Here is an 18,349-nt window from a genome sequence, read left to right as displayed (position 1 = left end):
TTCCTCGTCAAGAGCAGTCTTGACTCAATGTTCTCTTTTCGTTCACTGTAGCTAAAATAGTTACCGGAGACAGACATGGACCTGGTTTTGACCGTCCCAGGCGCATCGCCTGAGGAGATTTCGCGCGGCATCGCGGCCGCCGAGACGGCTTTGGAGCGCGCCGGTTTCACAGCCGAGGAAGCGGCACAAGGCGCCTTTGCACTCGAAGGCTGGGATATAAACGGCTTTCCGGAAGATGGATTGGACGGTCGAGCCGGCGCCTGCGCACAAGCCTGGGGCCAAGCCCATACCGCCGCCCTGGAGGCGTGCTGTGCCGGCTGGCCTGAAGAACGCAAGCCTCTAAGCGTGGATCTGGAGCTACTGATCGATCCGGAAACCCAACTCGTCGACCGCGTCACCGCGTTGGCGATGCTTCGTGCAGATGTTGAGCGAGGCGGCAAAGACACGCTTAGCGGAAGGGATTCCATCTTGGCCTGGCGCATTGCGGCCGATGTCGAAGATCGGTTCAAAATGCGAGACCTCATCGGCGACCTAACCGTCGTCTTCACCACTCTTTCGCTTTCTCATTTCCACCCTGACGAGCCGGTCGAACCCAAGCGCCAAGCCGTCTGTGATGCAATAAACGCGCTTGAAGCGGCGACGGAAAAGCAGGCCTCGCGCTGATGCGAAGGAGAGATGATGTCCGACCATGTCCTGCCTGGCCAGAAGAAGCCAAAGCTGATCGTCGTCATTGCCTTTGATCGCGGCAACGAGGGCGATCTGTTTGCCGCCTACGGCCCGGCGGATCAGCAAAGCGAGGAAAGGGCAGTTCGCATAGCCAAGGCGCTGGCTACCAGGCATGTCGGCGTCATCGCATGGAGCCGCGATGCCGATCCAGCGCTTGGGGACTACGGCCCGCCTACAACGCTTTTCGTCAGCGGTGACGTACCCGACATGGAATGATCGTCAGGATCGGCCTCGTGTTACGCGCTTTGCGGGCGCACCGTTTCCACTCTAAGCGACCCCGCCGGAAGCGGCCGCAAGAGTTCAGATTCGGGCTTCGTCAGGTTGATCCAGGCAGCCCAATTCTGCGGCTGAAGAACAACGACCTGCCGATTATGAAATGGTGCGACATCGGGCCCGGGATCAGTCGTCAGCATGGTGAAGGTAGGCGGCTTGTTGCCGGCGGCCTCACGCCAAAGCCCTGCGATGGCCATAAATGGAGAGCCGTTGAGCGTAAAGCGATGTTTCGCCTTCGGATATTTCGCACCAGTGAACTCGAAGAACCCGGAGGCCGGAATGAGGCATCGATTGCTGTTTGCGAATTGCCTCCCTTCGGAGCGAAAGTTGAACACCGGTCCCCCCTTTGGGCCCGCCGGCGGAAATCCGAACGTCATCGATGCCAATTCAATCGCATCGCCGGCGCCGCGCATTATTGGCGCCGGGTCATTAATGCGGATGTCATCCGCCTGCGGCAAATCGAGTTCGGTTTGGTGCGCCGGGATTTTGAGCGCCAGCGACGCCATCATCCGACAGTATTCACCCCACAGGACATGCTGTTCATAATCGTTGCACATGGAAGGCTCCGGGCGACCTTCTTAGAGTAAGCCTATCTGGCTCTCGATGAAAAGGCGGCTGCCGCTCAACTCAGCGGGCCCCATTTAGCCAGAATATCCCCTTCGTCGCGGCCTCAATGAATAGCCTGCGGGCGTGATGGGCCTCTTTCAGCCCTTCGAGAACACGCGGTAAGGCTTTCCGGGCCGCAACATCTTTCGAACTGGTCATCGCCGGCCATCGGGCTCCCCCTGGGAGTAGATTAATGATCAGGCGATAGGTTCCGGTTCGCCGGCGAGATCCGTTGCGGCGGGATGCCGATGACAGATACCACGGCCTACCTCGACCATCGTGCAGTGTGCGGACCGCCTTGGCGGGGACAGTCAGTCCCGCGTCCAGGCTTTCAGCCGTCGCTATGCTGACGCTCCTTAGGCTGTCCCGTTCACCACCGCGGCCGAGGCGGAATTCCTCCATCCCACGCGCGAGGCTTGTCCGCCGTTGCGGACGCGCGCGGGATTTCGGTTTATACGCCCTTTGTCTTTTTTGGCGGCGGCCGCCGCTGGACTCGAATTTGCCGTAGAGGGAAGCACGGACCGGCCGCCGGCATGTTTGCTGCGACGCCAAGCTCGTTTTTGGGCTTTGTTGTTTTGGGTGGCTTGTTCTGGCATGCTGGCCTTTGGGAATGCGGGATTCGAATATAGCCAGCCCGTCTTGATGGCAGCTGAAAGATCCTAACGCTGCGCATATGAAGCCATTGATAGTGATCTGCTCGAAGGACGCGGAATTTTATCTGCTCCTCAGCCACATTCTCGAGGTCGACGGCTTCGCCAGTACGCTGGCCGGTTCCATCGATGAAGTGCTGGAGCTTGCAGCGGGCATGCCGGTTCGGGCCGTGGTGCTGGATTGTCGACCGGACAACCAGCTGGGGGCCAAAAGTGCCGGGCTCAAGCAGGATGCTCGCACAGGCGCCCTCCCCTGTGTCGCTCTGGTGTCGCCCGGCGCGGAAGCTCAGCACATTCAGCTGCTGAGGTCTGGCATTGACGAATGCTTTGTCCGGCCGTTTGCCCCGGCCAAGCTGCTCGAATACCTGCGGGCCAGGCTGGCGGTGGGCCAAGCATCGGAACAGGGATCCCGGCGTGGCAAGTCGCTGGCATATAGCGATATCGAGATGCAGCTTGATACCCATCGCGTGCGCTGCGCCGGCAAGGAGATATCGCTCGGGCCAATCGAGTTCAAGTTGCTGCGCCACATGCTGGAAAATCCGGAAAAGGTGCTCAGCCGCGATGAGCTGATCGCCGTGGCCTGGACAAATAGCGCCAGTGTAAGCACGCGCGTGGTCGATGTTCACATGAGCCAGTTGCGAAAGTTACTCAGGCGGTCATCACGAAGCGTTGCCATTCGCACTGTAAGGCTCGCCGGATACGCGCTCGAAGACCAGTCGGCCTGATCATTCCCGCAGCACATATCGAGGAACGCCGGCAGCCGCCCCTGCCCGCCTGGTCGGGCTCTACATTTGTGACCAATATGTAAGAGGAAATAAATGCGCGTCATGTACTCGCAACGTTTTGGAATACAAAAGATTATCAACTTGGTTGTTGCTGTAGACGATCCGGCCTGCGAAAGTATTCACCGAGTAACTTAAGTGGTTGCTAAAGTATATGGAGGAATGCCCATGTCTGAGGGCTCGGGATACGCTGAAGCCATTGGCCATCACGGGGAACTGGTTCAAGGCGTTTTCGAGGATGAGGGCGCGCGGTTGCGACGCGCGCTGGTCTCGCTGCCCTGTCGTCATCTGAGGTCCAAAGCCAGGTTCAGCGCAAACGATAGCGATCACGTGACTGTCTGGCCAGCCTCGCGGGAGAAGGCTCGACGCGCGGCCGAGTTGACCATCAATGCATTCGGCCGGCCCGGCAGCGGCGGCCATCTCTCGATGGATAGCAACATCCCCATTGGCCGTGGCATGGGCTCCTCCACCGCCGACGTTCTGGCAAGCATCCTGGCGGTATTGAATTGGTTGGAGATCGATGCGGCGTCGGATGAGGTCATGCAGCTCGCGGTCAGCGCGGAAACGGCCTGTGACTCCACTTTGTTCAGGCAGCAAGCGGTGCTGTTTGCGCACCGGGACGGCATCGTGATGGAGGCATTCCGCAAGCCGCTGCCGCCGATCGACTTCATCAGCATCGATACCACCCCCCAGCTCACGGTCGATACGCTTGAATTCGAGCCGGCGCGTTACGGTCACCTGGAGATCGAGACCTTTCGGCCGCTTCGAAGCCTGTTGCGAACAGCCATCAAGAATGCGGACGCCCGCATGCTGGGCAGGGTTGCGACGGCGAGCGCGCGGATCAACGAGCGGTTTCTTGCCAAACCACGGCTGAGAGAGATCGAAACCGTCGGTGACCGCTTCGGCGCCATTGGCGTTCAGGTCGCTCACAGCGGCACGGTCGTCGGACTGATGTTCGACGCTAGAGACCAGAATGCATCCGTAAACATCGATCGCGCGGCAGGCGCTCTGCGTCAGTCCAATTTCGAGCCGACGATCTTTCGCCATTGAACGCCTGGCACGCAGGAGTAACCCATGTCGACCCGTGCGCTGATGCGAAAGCTGGAAGATTTCGAGGGCCCGCGCCTTGTGGCGCTCGGCGGAGCTCTTTTCGGCGCCAGCTTCTTCCTGATGAAGCTGCTGCCAGCCCGGTTCATGCTCGAGCGGGCTGTGGAACGCGATCAGTTGAAGCCTGAAGCCACGATCTGCGAATCCTCGTCGGGAACGGCGGCAACGGCGGCAACAACGTCGGCTGCTGCTCGACGCAAACGATCCCGGTGCTCGGCGGTCATGGCGGCAATGGAAGCGCCGGCGTTTCGCTTGTCTCCGGAGCCACATTCACTAACCTCGGGACGATCACCGGCGGCAATGGCGGCAGCGGTGGCAACGACAATGCGGCTCCCACCACGGGCGGCAATGGCGGCAATGGCGGGATAGGCGTCACGCACAGTCAGCGGATGTTAAAAAGCCCGCCACTGCGGAAACAGTGACGGGCTTCATCGGAGCCGGCCAGCGGAGGACGATGCTGGCCAAGGGTAGCAACGCTCCCCAAACCATCAGTTGCATCTAAGCGAACAAGGCCGCCCATCTTTCGAATAGCCGCCTTCGTGCACCAGCACCTTAGCAAGCAATTCCTGTTCACCAGCAACAGCCACGACAGTTCCGTTCGAATTCGGACTTGGCTAGGATCGCCTCGGAGAGATCGGGCCGATGGCAAGTTTCAAAGTTGAGGCGATGAACGGCACGAAGGTGATCAGCACCACCACAGTGGAAGCCCACAGCCATGTTCATGCCGTTGTGAAGGTCGTCCAGCGACCACTGAAGCCCGGGCGAACATCCGGCAAACCCTGGGTGCGCGTCACCGATCTCGGCACGCGCAAGATCAGTGAGTTCGAATTCGCAAGTTACCGGAACCTCAAGTCTCCAGAATAATTTGCAGCACTAGAGGCCGAGCACTGGATCCAGAAAACCGCGGGATACGGCTGACGCGCTGGGCGGGCTTTCAGGAGCCATCGATGGCCGAATTTGTCGTGGAGGAGTTGACAAGATTGGGGCGCCAAGCGCCATTCAGGCGGCGTCCTCATCGAAGGGTCGACGGTGACGACCGGACGCCAACCCGGTATGATGTCGATACGCGTCACACACGACCAAGGTCAGGTCAGCGACTTTCGCTGATGACCGAATATGATGAAACAGCACGGCAACCGGGCTGCGCCGCTCCTGCCGCGAAATGCGGACCGGCGGTTCGCCGCCGTCAGCATCGTGGAGCGCGCGACGGACATCCGCGTCGCCAGCGTTCGAGATGCGGCCCCTGAACGTCGATTGAAGTGCAGGACTGCCTGCACCGCGACGTGAAGCCGAATTAGGCCGCAATTTCGAGGCTTTGGCGCGATCTTCTGGTCGCCTGGCTTTGCATCATCTTGAGAGTATGAAACACCGGGACACCCGCCAGCGCGGTCGTATACGATCGCGCCAATCTACAACCGCAGAACGTTTTGCTCTTTCGCGAATTGCGAAGAGGCAAATCCCAAGTAGAAGGTGCCGAAGCAATAGGAGTTCCAATAATTGCCGGAGCGGACCAATAGTGTCACTGAGATTGTCGAGCTAACCGCGGGTGTTGTCGCCGCATATGTCAGCAACAACCCCGTGCCGGCCGGCGAACTGCCAAACCTCATTGCGTCTCTACACGCTTCCCTGCCTGGTCTGAGCAAGCCTGCCGCGCCGGCAGTTGAGATGCAGGTCCCCGCGGTCAATCCAAAGAAGTCGGTTACTGCGGACTTCATCATCTGTCTTGACGACGGCAAGAAGTTCAAATCGCTGAAACGCCACCTTCGTTACCTTGGCATGACGGCCGATGAATACCGTGCCAAGTGAAAATTGCCAGCCGACTACCCGATGGTGGCGCCGAACTATGCGGAACAGCGGTCCGCTTTGGCAAAGGCGTCGGGTCTGGGGCGGAAGCCGGTCCCTCGGAAGAAACCTCCTGCCAAACCCACGGCCAAAGTCGCCTGACGCGAACTAAATCCTGCCCTTGTACTGGGCAGGCCACCGCCGGTGTGGCAAAAATGGAGCCATGACCCGCGCATCCATTGCCGAAGAGCTTGAGCGTGCCGCCGACCGCATCGCGGACATGCCGCGGCCGGATCTTCAAGTTATCCTTCGCCGCGCCGCCTTGATGCTGCGAAACGTCGCTGGCGTTCCCCTGGAGCCGGCAACAGAAGACGCGCTGAACTCGATCGCCGGAGAGATGAAGATCGGCCGGTCAGATCTCATTCAGATTGTGTTGCGCGAGTGGCTGGAAACCAACGCCTACCTGCCGGTGCGCCAAATCGATGAGGATAGCGAAACGGATGGGAGCGCTTAGAAACTTCCGCAATGATCATCGCGCCGATCAAACCAACGTGCGCCACCATCTTCCCAGCCCGCCTCTCCCGATTATAGCGGAACTCGAGGGCGATTTGTCCGTTCTTCCGATGTGTGATTCGAAGGAGAAGCCACGATGGATTGGAACCGCGTCGAAGGAAATTGGAAGCAGGTCAAAGGTAAAGTCAAGGAACAGTGGGGCAAGCTCACTGATGATGATATCGACCGCATTGGCGGCAAACGCGATCAGCTCGAGGGCCTGATCCAGGAACGCTACGGCATCGAGAAGGATCGCGTACGCCGAGATGTCGATGACTGGTATGGTCGGCAGGGCTGGTAGATACCAGGTTATGGAATTAGGTTCCGCTTGTCTCAATCGATCTAGATGGACTTCCGGGATCGAACCAGGGAGACTGGCCTGCGCTTCGCCGCATGCCGCTGCTGGCCCTGTACGGTGCGTCGAGCCGCGCACCACGTCGACCCTTTGCCTCCGCCGAAGCTGAAGCTCTGGAGATCCCAATGGGTTGGTTCTTCCTGCGCCCCTGCCAAGCTTGCGGCGCGCCTTGCGGCGGTAAAGGCCAACCAAATTTCAGCCAGCCAGCGGAAGCCCGCATCCAGTCACGCATCGAGCGACGTGCAATGGCCCGACGCTTATGTTAACGCTCGACACGCCGTCCTCCATCTCCTCGCGCCCAGCCGCCTTCCAGCATGCAGCCTAAGCTTCGCGTATAACCTTGCCCACCCGCGCCTGCGCCGGCGTTAGATGCCGGCATTTCTTCATGACGGTCGTAAAGTGGCTTTGGCTAGAGAACCCCGCTCACATGGGCGATCTCCGCAATGGCCATGCGCTTGTCGGCAAGCAGTCTCTCCGCCAAGTCGAGCCGCAGATTGAGAACGTAGTGATGCGGCGGCGCCCCGACTGTCCTGGAGAAAGCCCGCACAAAATGAGAGGATGAAAGCCCGCAAACCGCGGCCATATCGGCAAGCGCTAATTTGCGCGAGAAGTTCGCGCTCAGGAATTCCTGCACCCCGGGCATTGCGGGCAGAAAGCCCACCTTTTTCGTTCATCTGTGGATGCGGCGCTGCATCAGTTACGGAAATCCATTCCGGAAAATCATCATTGCGCCGCATCTTCGACCTTGTTACCTCCCGGTGGGAACACCCTGTGGCGCCTCTCAGCTCCCTCACGAAAAACAATTCGTTATTGTTCGATAGTCCGCGCATAGCATACGCACATTGGCGATCCAGAGAACCCCGCGCGGTAGCCTTCTCGAAATCAGGTCGAAGAGATATCGACCGCCTCACATCCAAGATCCAGATGCTTGCAACGGTACCTCGGCCGTTACGATAGGCGATCTTTCCCTCTGCGTTGTTGTCGCTATGGCCCTCCGACGTTTCTTTGCAGGAAAAGTCTCGTGGCCGGGCTGCTTCTGATTACAGAACCGTTCAAGGACCGCACCGGAGAACGAACCCGCAGCTTCGAAATACAGATCAGTCCGGGGAGAACGTTGAGGTGCCCGGTTGCATAGTCGGGACCGATCCGATGCAGACCGTTGGCTGCGTCGCTCGAGCGTCAATTTTTAATGTGCAGGTCAGACGCAGGCAGATCCCGTCATATCAACTGGACCTGCCTGTGATGTTTTCATCGCTATTGATTCGACCTAGGCGGCACGTTGGAGAAGAGAGCTCCTAGTCCCTCTGCGATCGTCAGGTGCGTGATGACGGCATCGCGAAGCTTCGGGTACGGCAGCTTCGCCAGCATGGCAGTCTGGATGGCAGCCAAGACCTCGCCGGCTTCGGAACCGATCATCGTGAACCCTAGGATACGGTCATCATCCCCGCCCACGACAGCCTTCATGAACCCCTGGGTTTCCTCAGTTGCTTCGGTGCGCAAGACGCTGCTCATCGGCAACTTTGCGACGCGCACGCTGACATCCTGGCGTTGTGCTTCGCCTTCGCTTAGCCCGACACGGGCAAGCGGCGGGTCGGTGAACATCGTGTAGGGCACCAGCCGATCGCGCGTGCTGCGGTTGCCGCCTGCCAGATTGTCCCTGACGATGCGGAAGTCGTCGACGGAGACATGCGTGAACTGCGGGCTGCCGGCGCATTCGCCTAGCGCCAGAACATCAGGCGCGCTCGTCTCCAGCCGCTCGTTGACCCGAATGTAGCCGCGTCCGTCGATTTCGACGCCAAGTTTTTCGAGACCAATTCCGGCAGTGTTCGGCACGCGCCCCGCCGCAACAAGGAGATGGCTGCCCTCCAACGTCGGCTCGCCTGATGAGGTGCGCACGGCCACGCTGATGCCTTCGCCAGAGCGGCCATGCACATTGAGAGGCTCCGCCCCTATAAGGAACTCGATACCTTCGCCAGCAAGAAGCCGACGCATCTCATCGGCGGCGTCAGGATCTTCGCGGCCGACGAGTTGAGGACCGGCTTCTATTACGGTCACGCGGCTGCCGAAACGGCGGTAGGCCTGCGCCAGCTCAAGGCCGACATAGCCGCCGCCGAGCACGATCAGATGCGGTGGCAAGACATCGAGCTCCAGGGCTTCGATGTGTGTAAGCGGTCGTGCCGCCTCAAGGCCGGGAATGCTCGGAATGGCCGCATGCGTCCCGACATTGATTGCGACTTTATCACCAACGAGCAGTCGCGTGCCGCCGCCGTTCAAAGCCACTTCGAGCGTCTTTGGCGCCACAAAACGGCCGCTCCCCATGATTAGCTCCGCGCCGCTGGTTTCGTAGGCGTTGAGATGGAAGGCGACCTCCCGGTCGATCATGTCCTGCTTGCGGCGGCGGACCTGCGCCATGTCGGTCACAGCGGGTCCGATGACCGTTCCGAACTCCGCGGCGTGACGGGTGAGGTGTGCGACCCGCGCGCTCCAGAGTTCATTCTTACTCGGCAGGCAAGCGACGGCTGGACAGGAGCCGCCGATCCATCGGCGTTCCACGACCGCAACCTTCTTTCCCGCGCGGGCCAGGTGCCATGCGAGCAGCTTGCCGCCTTGGCCGCTGCCGAGGATCACCACGTCATATTGTTCGGGCTCAGACATGAGTTCTCTCCGTCAGTTCTGGATGAAGGATATGAGGGAGGCCGACTCCAAGACGCTCCCGCAGTGCCGTCGAAGAAAGGCCGGCCGCCTAACGCTGGCCGCCGGAGGCCGTGATGCGTTCGCCTGTCAGCCAGGCGGATTGGTCCGAAGCGAGGAAGATTGCGACGCGCGCAATGTCATCGGGCCGTCCCAGTCGGCCCATCGGCAAGGTTGCTCCGATATTTCTGGCAGTCTCACCTTCGATGCCTGCCACCGCCAGACCCTCGGTCTCGGTCATGCCGGGTGCGATCGCGTTGACGCGGATATTGCGGCCCACGAGCTCGTTGGCGAGCGCCTTGGTGATTGTATCCACCGCGCTCTTCGAGGCGGAATAGATGACCGAATTCGGCACAGGATTGGTGCTCGAAATCGTACTAAGATTGATTACGCTGCCGCCGGCAGGGCCAAAGGCGTTTACGGCTTCCTGCGTCGTTAGGAGGATGCTCAGCACGTTGGTGTCGAACTGGCGATGGAATTCTGCTTCCGTCACCTCCTCCAAAGGGGCGAAGCGGTACACGCCCGCATTGTTGACGAGGATACTGGGCCTTCCGAACGCGGTCTTCGTTTCGGCGAACAGCCGCTTAACGTCGGCGCTCTTGCTTACGTCCGCCTGGATCGCAACGGCCTTGCCGTGGCCGCCCAGGATCTCGCCCACCACCTTGTCGGCATCGCTCTTGTTCGACGCGTAGTTGACGACAACGGCCGCGCCCGCCTCGGCGAACTGCCGGGCGATTTCCGCGCCTATGCCCTTCGATGCGCCGGTCACTATTGCTACTTTGCCCCTGAGATTGTCCATGGTCTTACTCCTTTCAGCTTTGTGAACCGCCGTTGAGTGGCGTGTTGCTCAGGAGTTAAATCATGCGCAAATCGGCGAGTAGCGCTGCCGATCTCATATAATGTATACGTATTCCGTATGAATGATCGGCTCCAGCAACTCGCGATGTTCGTTCGCACGGTGGAAACCGGCAGCTTCTCGAAAGTGGCCCGAGAGTTCGGATTGTCGCAACCCTCCGTCTCGCGGACGGTCGCGGCGCTGGAAGAACGGCTGGGCGTCAAGCTACTCACGCGTACGACCCGCGAACTTTCGCTAACTGATGCCGGCGAGGCGCTGCTTTCCCGGGCGCGCGAGGCACTTGCTGGGATCGAAGAGGCGGAGAGCGCAGCGCGTGGGGCGGATCAGTTGTCGGGGATATTGCGGGTGGCTCTGCCGGCGACTTATGGGGTGCGGCAGATCGTACCGCTGCTGCATGGTTTCTTGGAGCGGCATCCTTTGCTCAAGGTCGATCTCATGATGTCCGACCGCTACGAGAATCTCGTCGCAGAAGGCGCAGACATGGCGCTCCGCCTGGGCAACCAGCCGGACTCCAGTTTCGTGGCGCGTAAACTTGCCGCTAGCCGCCGTTTGTTCGTGGCCGCGTCTACCTATCTCGCACGACGCGGCACACCGACAAAACTCGCCGAGCTTAGTCAGCACCATCTCATTGGCGGTCCCAGTGATACGGGCGATCAGAATTGGACCGCCCATCGCGAAGGCGTTACCGAGGTTCAGCCCGTCAGCCCGCGCGTGCGAACCCGCTCTGCCGCAGGTGCTATCGCTTGTGCGAGCGCCGGCCTCGGTATTGCGATCGCATCGAGGTGGATGTGCGCGGACGAGCTTGTCTCGGGAGCTCTGGTTGAAATCCTTCCTGACTACAGCCTCGAGCCGGTGACCGCCTTTGTCGTGTTCCCCGCCGGGCGACGCCCTTCGCAGAAAGCCCGCGCCTTCAGCGACTATCTGGAGCAGGCACTGCGCTAAAAGGCAGAGTGCAGCCGCTACGCTGAGATCGACTGTTCGCCTGGCACTTTGCCGCCATTGAGAGCCGCTTCTGGCGCGCGTTCAGCACGCGCTGGAGCCTAGGAGCAGATCCGGCGCCTTCATGATAAATCGAGGTCAACCGGCCGAAACGCTGAACTCCTCTTGGCGGCACTTCACGGCCGCTACTGACCCAGCGAGACCTCCTCGCCGGCCTGCATAGGAACCGGTGAACAGGCCGGCCTTCAAGAAGGCCAGAAGCTCGCCCTGCGGTGTCTCGACGAAGATCGGCAAGCTCCGCACGGTCCTTCAGTTTTTTGGACATTCAGCGCTTTCTGAGGACGTCGCGCTCCATCGCGCTGACGCAATGTGGGCGAGCCACTCCTCCGGCAAGAGCGACACGATGAACGGTGGCAAGTTGCCTGGGATCGTCTCGCGAATGAGCAGCGTGCCGCCTGTTCGGTGAGCAGGCTTCCACCGCCTCTCGAAACCGTCATGGATCAGCTGTCCAAGCGAGATCCCGTGCCAGGCAACGAGAAACTCCAATGCGGACTTGTTGCCGGCGATTTGCCGGCGTCGGCCCGCGCCGAAAGATAGCGTTCTGCCCCTGCCCTTCCCGACACCAGCTGTTCTCACGGGCGAGCGCCCAAACCGCGTCCGCGGCTGCTTGCGGCGATCCAAACTCACCGATGAGACGCACAGCAAGTTGTGCCCGCATCTGCCCGGGTATCGCACTCGCATGGTCGCCGCGCAGCCGGAACGCTTCCAAAAACCCCTGTCGTGGGGACGAAGCATCGGTGCGCAACTCCCCCATGTCATCTCCAACAACAACGCCCATCGTCGACGGGTGGGCTGGCGCCTCATTTTGAATAATCTCGAGGGTGCGTAGGCGGGTGCGCTGGTTGCGTCGCCCGCTGATAAAAAGCCGCCCGTCCGGCGTAGGTCCGAGCAGAATCGCACTTGCCGATGACAGATACGCCGTTGGATAGAGATAACGTGCGATCCGAACGGCATGGTTCAGGATCGTGGTCTCGATGTCATCGGCAGCATCGACATAGATACCGCGAACGAGCTGAACCAATTCGCCTGCTTGCGAGCGCAGATGGGCATCGTGCGACTTCACGAGGCCTTCAGAAACTTGGCTCCTCTGACGTACAGCTGTGGCATGGGCCGTTTCAATTGGTCGTGCGCGCATTCGAAAACGCCGAGGCATGTTTGCAAGGCGGGCGGCGGTGCCCGATCCGTGGTCCAGCCCTGACTTGGCTTCTCGTACCGATCCAGCGCAGTCTCGGCAGGCAGACGCAGAGTGCTCCACCGGCGGGGCAACCCCACCTCGCTATCCTCTGCCAATTCGAGAGCCATTCATATCGGCACGTCTAGAGTGCAGGCTGCTCAACGCAGCCGTTCAACTCCTTCTCTCAACGCAACACCGGTCGCGCCGCGATCGACGATTGCGGCCTCTTGAAGTTGCTTGTCACGGCGCCCTTGCGCCTGCGTCGCCATCCGGGTTTGCGGTCGGCAATGGCAGGCAGACTCGACCGGCATCGCTGAAGTCGCAAGGGCAGCCGCCCTGCCCTACCAGGATCGCTGCAATGTGAGCTGCCCAATGATCTCAGTGGCTCGATTTCCGACAGAGCCCTTTACGACATGTAAAACTGGATTCCCGTGGATCGATCGCAATCGGGCGCGCCAATGAGGATCAAAAATTGCAGCGCCCCTGTGCGGTTTGAGCAGCGCTTGGCGGATGGCGTCCGTCAGCGCTGGGCGGGTTGGAACCGCCCTGCCAGGCACCGGTCCGCTTGTGCCACCCTCGACCTTTGACTGGCGCGATCTTTACTGCGGTAAAAACTTGCCCTTGTCGCAGAGAAAACATGCATTTAGCCACGCAGCGGCAGAGTCCTGGGTTCAGACGACAAGCAGCCGCTATGATCTCGCTATTCGGCAGTAAGACGCCTGCTGGTGGCGTTAACCTTCTGTTAACCCAAAACTTCTTGCCGGGCTGTCCGAATCGGAGCTTAATGGCGCTTGTTGAATAGTTTCTTCGCAAAAAGCGCCAATTCAGGTTTCGACAAGAATGAATATCGCCATGCGGCTACCACGCTTCGAGTTCGATGACAAAATCCTCGAGCAGGGTGCTGAGATATCGCGACGCCTCAATCAGTTGCGCATGGAGAAATTTCCACCCAACGCGACCAAGACGCTGCGTTCATTTTCGATGGCAGAAGTCGCCCACTATCTCGGTGTGTCGCAAAACAATCTGAAGCGGCTACACCTTGAGCGCAAGGGTCCTTTGCCGGAACAGATGCCTTCCGGGCGCCGCTCCTACACGGCCGCGCAGATACTCGAACTTCGCCATTTTCTGGACCAGCATGGCAGGACCGAGGTCAAGAAGTATGTCCCGCACCGCAAACCCGGCGACAAGCTCCAGGTCGTTGCGGTCGTCAATTTCAAAGGGGGCAGCGGCAAGACAACGACTGCCGCCCACCTTGCCCAGCACTTGGCTCTGACAGGTCACCGGGTCCTCGCGATCGATCTCGACCCGCAAGCCTCGCTGTCTGCTCTGCATGGATTTCAACCGGAACTCGACCGCAACCTCTCGCTCTATGAGGCGATCCGTTACGATGACGAGCGCCGGCCGATCTCCGATGTGATCGTGCCGACGAATTTTCCTGGCCTGGATATCATTCCGGCCAATCTCGAGCTGCAAGAGTACGAGTATGACACGCCGCTCGCTATGCAGGACAAATCCTCCGCTGCCGGCCGGCAGTTCTTCGTCAGGATTGCAAACGCCTTGTCCGAGGTGGACGACCGCTATGACGTGGTCGTCGTCGACTGTCCTCCGCAACTTGGCTATCTGACTCTAACGGCCATGTCGGCGGCGACGTCCGTTCTGATCACCGTTCATCCCCAAATGCTCGACCTGATGTCGATGAGCCAGTTCCTTTTGATGCTCGGCGGCATCTTGAAGACCATCAAAGCCGCTGGCGCGGCGATCGAACTCGATTGGTTCCGCTATCTGATCACGCGGTACGAACCGACAGACATTCCGCAAGCCCAGATGGTCGGCTTCATGCAGTCCATGCTTGCTGGCCAGATCCTCGAAAATCCCATGCTCAAATCGACAGCGATCTCGGATGCGGGCCTGACGAAACAGACGCTCTATGAGGTGGAGAAGTCGTCTTTTACCCGCTCAACCTATGACCGGGCGATTGAATCGCTCGACGCGGTGAATTCGGAGATCACGACACTTATTCACCGCGCCTGGGGACGGACATGACGACGCGGTTTACGGCAGTAAATAGTGGCAATTTTTGCCGTGAATTCAGTCCATTAGCCGCGAATCGGAGCGATTGAATGGCACGCAAGGACATTTTCGGAAGTGTCATGGGTCCCGCATCGGCAGTCGCCGATGCCCAGGACGTCTCGAGCTACGCCGTTCGTGGTGCATCACGGTCGATCATACAGTCGTTCCAGGAGCTCTCGAAGGGCTCAGTCGTCGATCTCGATCCGGATTTGGTCGACACCTCATTCGTGTCGGACCGTATCGACGATGACGATGAAGCGTTTCAGGAGCTGCTGGTTGCAATTCGGGAACGTGGCCAGGATTCTCCTGTGCTGGTCAGGCCCCACCCTGACATTTCGGGACGTTTTCAAACTGTCTTTGGCCACAGGCGCGTCAGGGTTGCCCGGCAGCTGGAACGGCCTGTGCGCGCCGTCGTCAAGAAGATGGACGATAGGGACCATGTCATCGCCCAAGGCCAGGAGAACGCCGCCAGAGCTGATCTGTCCTTCATCGAACGGACGCTTTTTGCCGACCGCATCCTCAAGCGGGGCCATTCGCCTGATACGGTGAAGTCGGCCCTCGCGCTCGACGATACGACCTTCTCGAAGATGCGCTCCGTGACCAGCACCATTCCAGAACAGGTCATTTTGGCGGTAGGGGCTGCCAAAGGCGTTGGCCGAGACCGCTGGTGGCAGCTTGCCAAGCTTATGGAACATCCTGGTGCGGCGGCGAAGGCCATGGAGTGCGTGAGCCGCGCCGATTTCGCGCAGCAAGGCAGTGAGGCCCGTTTTGCCCGTCTGTTCGACCTTGTGAGCGCCTTAGAAAAGCGCCCACGCGCAGCAGCGAAGCCCAAGGAGCGGGCGTGGATGCCCCAGGACAAATCCGTTCAGGCCAAGATCACCGACACGGGAAAAGTGTTTACGCTTGCCTTTAAGTCCAAGGAAGCATTGCCCTTCGGTACATTCATTGCCGGCAAACTCGATGAGCTTTTCGAGGCATTTCGGGAGTCGGAAATGGCGAAGAAAACAGGAGACTAAGACCGCAAAAGAAAAAGGCCCCCGAACGTCACCGTCGCGGAAGCCCTTCTCACGTCTGTAGCAAGCTGAGAATCGCATTTCCCCGAATCACTGTCAAGAGTCGTGGCGCCGTTTCGGCGAGCAGATTTCTTTTGCCTGATTGAAAGGTGAGGGAAATGGAGAGTGGGTACGCGACGACGCCCTTTGGGCGGCGGCCGATGACGCTTGCGCTGGTGCAGGCGAATGCGGCATCACGGGAGATCCCGCAAGGATCTGCTGTCGAAAAATGGCAAGTCTACCGTTGGCTATGTGAAGGTAAGTCCATCATCGGCGTGGGTGACCGCGCCCTGGCAGTGCTGAACGGGCTGTTGTCCTTCTACCCGGATGACCAGGTCAGTGAAGAAAACGGCTTGATGGTTTTTCCGTCGAACGCACAGTTGTCGCTGCGCGCGCACGGCATGGCCGAGTCCACGCTTCGGAGGAATCTGGCCGAGCTGGTGAGTTGCGGGCTGATTGTCCGCCGCGACAGTCCGAACGGCAAAAGGTTTGCTCGCAAGGGGCATGGCGGGAATATTGCGGAGGCATTTGGGTTCTCGCTGGCGCCGCTGCTGACACGGGCAGCGGAATTCCAGCGAGCGGCGGAGCAGGTCCGGTCCGACGCTCTGGCGCTCAAGTTGATGCGCGAACGGATCACGCTCCATCGACGCGATATTCAAAAGCTTGTCGAGGCCGCGATCGAGGAGGGCGCCGCGGGCGATTGGGGGGCGGTCTGGAGACGGTTTAGGGCTATCGTGGAGGCAATACCGCGCAGGGCCGGCCTGTCCGATCTGGAGAGCATCGTTGCAGATCTCGCCGAGCTCCACGATGAAGTGGATAGGATGTTGGAAAGCTTTATGAATTCCACGAATCCTAGCGCCAATGAATCCCATAATGAGCGGCAGCAATCTGATTCAAACACAGACTCTACTTTTGTATTTGAACCAGCTTTCGAAAAAAGCAGGGCGGCGGCCGAGCCAGCATCTCCTCCGGCTGAGAAGCCGAAAGGCTACCCAATTGGACTGGTGCTGCGCGCTTGTCCCGAAATTGCGGACTATGCCGTTAACGGGATCGGAAACTGGCGCGATCTGATGATGACTGCCGCCCAGGTGCGGGGATACCTTGGCGTTTCGCCCTCAGCTTACGAGGAGGCCTGCCATGTGATGGGCCAGGAGGTTGCCGCGATCGTGATTGCGTGCATCCTGCAAAGGGCGCAGCACATCAATTCGGCCGGCGGCTACTTGCGTGTGCTGACCGACAAGGCGAGGGCGGGAGAGTTTTCGGTCGGACCGATGCTCATGGCAGCCCTGAAGGCCAATGGGGCAACAGCAAGAATGACCGGATGATGATGAGCACCACAATTTGTGCGGGCGCTCGACCAAACGACCGCTCTGCCTGTAGATGCTTAGCCGACTTTGTCGTGTGAGACCTTGCCCCCTGCATGTCATCGCACGACCGGGCAACATTCTGATCAACCCAGCTTATGCCGTTTTTTACTGGGCCGCGGCTGTTTGGCTCCTGATCAGGGCAGGGGAGGGGCGTTACAGTCCTGAAGCCACCGGGCTCAAAAATGCTCCAGCCGGCGGCAGAGGCGCGACGGGTGTTTGCCGAACTCGCTACCTCGACATGCTCGCGCGCACGGTCGGCTCGATCGGCGTCCGTACTCGGGCGGTGGCAGCAGCCCGGGCTTGAAAGCTGCCGAGAACTGCCATATCTTTTGCACAAGAAATATGCCTCTCAATATGGTAGGACGAATTCTGTGGCCCCTGCATTCAAGATCCTCGAGCAGAATGGACCTCTCATCTTGTCCTATATGGACCGGAACGGGAAGATTGCGATCGAGCAGGTCGCGGACGGTTTTGGCATGTCCAAGGGCCAGTTGGCCCAGACCGCCGGTCTTGCGCGCGAGACCCTTTATCGCTCAGAGCGCAGCGCTGCGGTAAAGACACAGGGGCGTCTGCGGGAAATGCTCGAGATCATCAGTCGCGTGACGGATTGGGCGGGTGGCAAGGAGCAGGCGATGGCTTGGTATCGGGCTCAGCCGCTTCCAGCATTTGGCGGACGCACCGCTGAGGCGCTGGTGAAGGATGGCAAGGCCGCAGCGGTCCGTGATTATCTCGATCATATGGCCGTCGGTGGTTTCGCTTGAGGTTCGTTGGAACCTGCTACCGGGCACACGATCCACGTTGGGCATTCAAGCCGACTTCCGGCGAAGGGGCGGCGATCAGAGGTGCGCGATTAAATCCCAAAGGCGTGCCGGCGCTCTATTTGGCGCTGACCATCATGACAGCGGTCAAGGAAGCCAACCAGGGGTTCGCGCACCGGATCGATCCTTGCGTGCTGTGTTCCTATGAGATCGACTTCGATGACATCGTGGATTTGACAACGGACGAGGCGAGGGGAGAATTTTCTATCGCGCTCGAGGACATGGCCTGCGCCTGGGCGACGGCGCTTAGCGACGGAGAGCGCCCGGCGTCCTGGTCCGTCTACGACAGGCTGCGGCCTCGGAATATTGCCGGCATTGTGGTCCCAAGTTTCGCGCCGAGCGCCGAGAAGGAGGATCGTAACCTGGTCCTTTGGGACTGGGGTCCGGGTCTGCCGCACAAGGTAGCCGTATTCGACCCAAGCGGCCGGTTGCCGAAGGACCAGCTGTCCTGGAGATAACGCACTTTTCCGCATCCGAAGGGCAGGGGAG

The 18,349-nt window shown here is 59.9% G+C and carries 20 protein-coding genes and 1 pseudogene; 15 read left to right on the top strand and 6 right to left on the bottom strand.

All coding sequences use genetic code 11. The annotated features are described in order from the left end of the window. Positions 1 to 75: 75 nt before the first annotated feature. Complete coding sequence (locus FJ972_RS28095; RefSeq protein WP_140499772.1) at positions 76 to 663, top strand: hypothetical protein; 588 nt, start codon at positions 76 to 78, stop codon at positions 661 to 663. A gap of 15 nt (positions 664 to 678) precedes the next feature. Then, on the top strand, positions 679 to 942 hold the full coding sequence (locus FJ972_RS28090) for a hypothetical protein (RefSeq protein WP_140523062.1): 264 nt from the start codon (positions 679 to 681) through the stop codon (positions 940 to 942). 20 nt (positions 943 to 962) lie between these two features. Here the strand turns inward: FJ972_RS28090 and FJ972_RS28085 are convergent, their stop codons facing one another. Then, positions 963 to 1,556, bottom strand: coding sequence for an SOS response-associated peptidase (locus FJ972_RS28085; protein WP_140523065.1), 594 nt, complete (start codon positions 1,554 to 1,556; stop codon positions 963 to 965). 70 nt (positions 1,557 to 1,626) lie between these two features. Then, on the bottom strand, positions 1,627 to 1,764 hold the full coding sequence (locus FJ972_RS28080) for a DUF982 domain-containing protein (protein ID WP_140499769.1): 138 nt from the start codon (positions 1,762 to 1,764) through the stop codon (positions 1,627 to 1,629). Positions 1,765 to 2,278: 514 nt separating this feature from the next. On the opposite strand from FJ972_RS28080, the gene FJ972_RS28075 reads away from it, so the two are divergent. The 7 genes and pseudogenes from FJ972_RS28075 (at position 2,279) to FJ972_RS28045 (ending at position 6,779) form a co-directional block, all read left to right on the top strand. Then, the gene (locus FJ972_RS28075; protein ID WP_140523067.1) at positions 2,279 to 2,980 is read left to right on the top strand and encodes a response regulator transcription factor; all 702 of its coding nucleotides are present in this window, start codon (positions 2,279 to 2,281) and stop codon (positions 2,978 to 2,980) included. A gap of 225 nt (positions 2,981 to 3,205) precedes the next feature. Further along, positions 3,206 to 4,087 carry a GHMP kinase gene (locus tag FJ972_RS28070; RefSeq protein ID WP_140523070.1) on the top strand — a complete coding sequence of 294 codons (882 nt, stop codon included), beginning with the start codon at positions 3,206 to 3,208 and terminating at the stop codon, positions 4,085 to 4,087. Between the two features lie 24 nt (positions 4,088 to 4,111). Beyond that, positions 4,112 to 4,513, top strand: coding sequence for a hypothetical protein (locus tag FJ972_RS28065; protein ID WP_181165400.1), 402 nt, complete (start codon positions 4,112 to 4,114; stop codon positions 4,511 to 4,513). Positions 4,514 to 4,786: 273 nt separating this feature from the next. Beyond that, positions 4,787 to 5,008 (top strand): hypothetical protein, encoded by a 222-nt coding sequence (locus tag FJ972_RS28060; protein ID WP_140523075.1) that lies wholly within the window; start codon positions 4,787 to 4,789, stop codon positions 5,006 to 5,008. Between the two features lie 633 nt (positions 5,009 to 5,641). Next, positions 5,642 to 6,088, top strand: a pseudogene (locus tag FJ972_RS28055) (MucR family transcriptional regulator). A 61-nt stretch (positions 6,089 to 6,149) separates the two neighbouring features. Further along, complete coding sequence (locus FJ972_RS28050; protein ID WP_140499721.1) at positions 6,150 to 6,440, top strand: hypothetical protein; 291 nt, start codon at positions 6,150 to 6,152, stop codon at positions 6,438 to 6,440. A gap of 135 nt (positions 6,441 to 6,575) precedes the next feature. Beyond that, positions 6,576 to 6,779: a CsbD family protein gene (locus FJ972_RS28045; protein WP_140499719.1), complete on the top strand. Its 204-nt coding sequence runs from the start codon at positions 6,576 to 6,578 to the stop codon at positions 6,777 to 6,779. A 463-nt stretch (positions 6,780 to 7,242) separates the two neighbouring features. On the opposite strand, the gene FJ972_RS28040 is transcribed toward FJ972_RS28045, so the two are convergent. The 3 genes from FJ972_RS28040 to FJ972_RS28030 all read right to left on the bottom strand — a co-directional run bounded on the left by FJ972_RS28040 (position 7,243) and on the right by FJ972_RS28030 (position 10,323). After that, on the bottom strand, positions 7,243 to 7,494 hold the full coding sequence (locus tag FJ972_RS28040) for a helix-turn-helix domain-containing protein (RefSeq protein WP_224646664.1): 252 nt from the start codon (positions 7,492 to 7,494) through the stop codon (positions 7,243 to 7,245). Between the two features lie 593 nt (positions 7,495 to 8,087). Further along, positions 8,088 to 9,488, bottom strand: coding sequence for a mercuric reductase (locus tag FJ972_RS28035; protein ID WP_140523077.1), 1,401 nt, complete (start codon positions 9,486 to 9,488; stop codon positions 8,088 to 8,090). An 88-nt stretch (positions 9,489 to 9,576) separates the two neighbouring features. Beyond that, complete coding sequence (locus FJ972_RS28030; RefSeq protein WP_140499716.1) at positions 9,577 to 10,323, bottom strand: SDR family NAD(P)-dependent oxidoreductase; 747 nt, start codon at positions 10,321 to 10,323, stop codon at positions 9,577 to 9,579. 117 nt (positions 10,324 to 10,440) lie between these two features. Here FJ972_RS28030 and FJ972_RS28025 point away from each other — a divergent pair, with 117 nt between their 5' ends. After that, on the top strand, positions 10,441 to 11,322 hold the full coding sequence (locus FJ972_RS28025) for a LysR family transcriptional regulator (protein ID WP_140499714.1): 882 nt from the start codon (positions 10,441 to 10,443) through the stop codon (positions 11,320 to 11,322). A gap of 490 nt (positions 11,323 to 11,812) precedes the next feature. Here FJ972_RS28025 and FJ972_RS28020 read toward each other — a convergent pair whose 3' ends face one another. Next, positions 11,813 to 12,442 carry a HipA domain-containing protein gene (locus FJ972_RS28020; RefSeq protein WP_210239470.1) on the bottom strand — a complete coding sequence of 210 codons (630 nt, stop codon included), beginning with the start codon at positions 12,440 to 12,442 and terminating at the stop codon, positions 11,813 to 11,815. 951 nt (positions 12,443 to 13,393) lie between these two features. On the opposite strand from FJ972_RS28020, the gene repA reads away from it, so the two are divergent. The 5 genes from repA (at position 13,394) to FJ972_RS27995 (ending at position 18,318) form a co-directional block, all read left to right on the top strand. Next, positions 13,394 to 14,596: a plasmid partitioning protein RepA gene (repA, locus tag FJ972_RS28015; protein ID WP_140499712.1), complete on the top strand. Its 1,203-nt coding sequence runs from the start codon at positions 13,394 to 13,396 to the stop codon at positions 14,594 to 14,596. 77 nt (positions 14,597 to 14,673) lie between these two features. Further along, entirely contained in the window at positions 14,674 to 15,639 is a 966-nt protein-coding gene (gene repB, locus FJ972_RS28010) for a plasmid partitioning protein RepB (RefSeq protein WP_140499711.1), read from the top strand. Positions 15,640 to 15,794: 155 nt separating this feature from the next. Further along, positions 15,795 to 17,000 (top strand): plasmid replication protein RepC, encoded by a 1,206-nt coding sequence (repC, locus tag FJ972_RS28005; RefSeq protein ID WP_140523080.1) that lies wholly within the window; start codon positions 15,795 to 15,797, stop codon positions 16,998 to 17,000. A gap of 413 nt (positions 17,001 to 17,413) precedes the next feature. Further along, positions 17,414 to 17,803 (top strand): MbcA/ParS/Xre antitoxin family protein, encoded by a 390-nt coding sequence (locus FJ972_RS28000; protein WP_140523083.1) that lies wholly within the window; start codon positions 17,414 to 17,416, stop codon positions 17,801 to 17,803. Beyond that, positions 17,800 to 18,318 carry an RES family NAD+ phosphorylase gene (locus FJ972_RS27995; RefSeq protein ID WP_140523085.1) on the top strand — a complete coding sequence of 173 codons (519 nt, stop codon included), beginning with the start codon at positions 17,800 to 17,802 and terminating at the stop codon, positions 18,316 to 18,318. The genes FJ972_RS28000 and FJ972_RS27995 overlap by 4 nt, the downstream gene beginning before the upstream one ends. The last annotated feature ends 31 nt before the right edge of the window (positions 18,319 to 18,349 follow it).

The sequence above is a fragment of the Mesorhizobium sp. B2-1-1 genome, assembly GCF_006442975.2.
In the GTDB taxonomy this organism is placed as follows: Bacteria; Pseudomonadota; Alphaproteobacteria; order Rhizobiales; family Rhizobiaceae; genus Mesorhizobium.
Note: the sequence above shows the minus strand (reverse complement) of the source record. Positions and strands in the feature narration are given on the sequence as shown.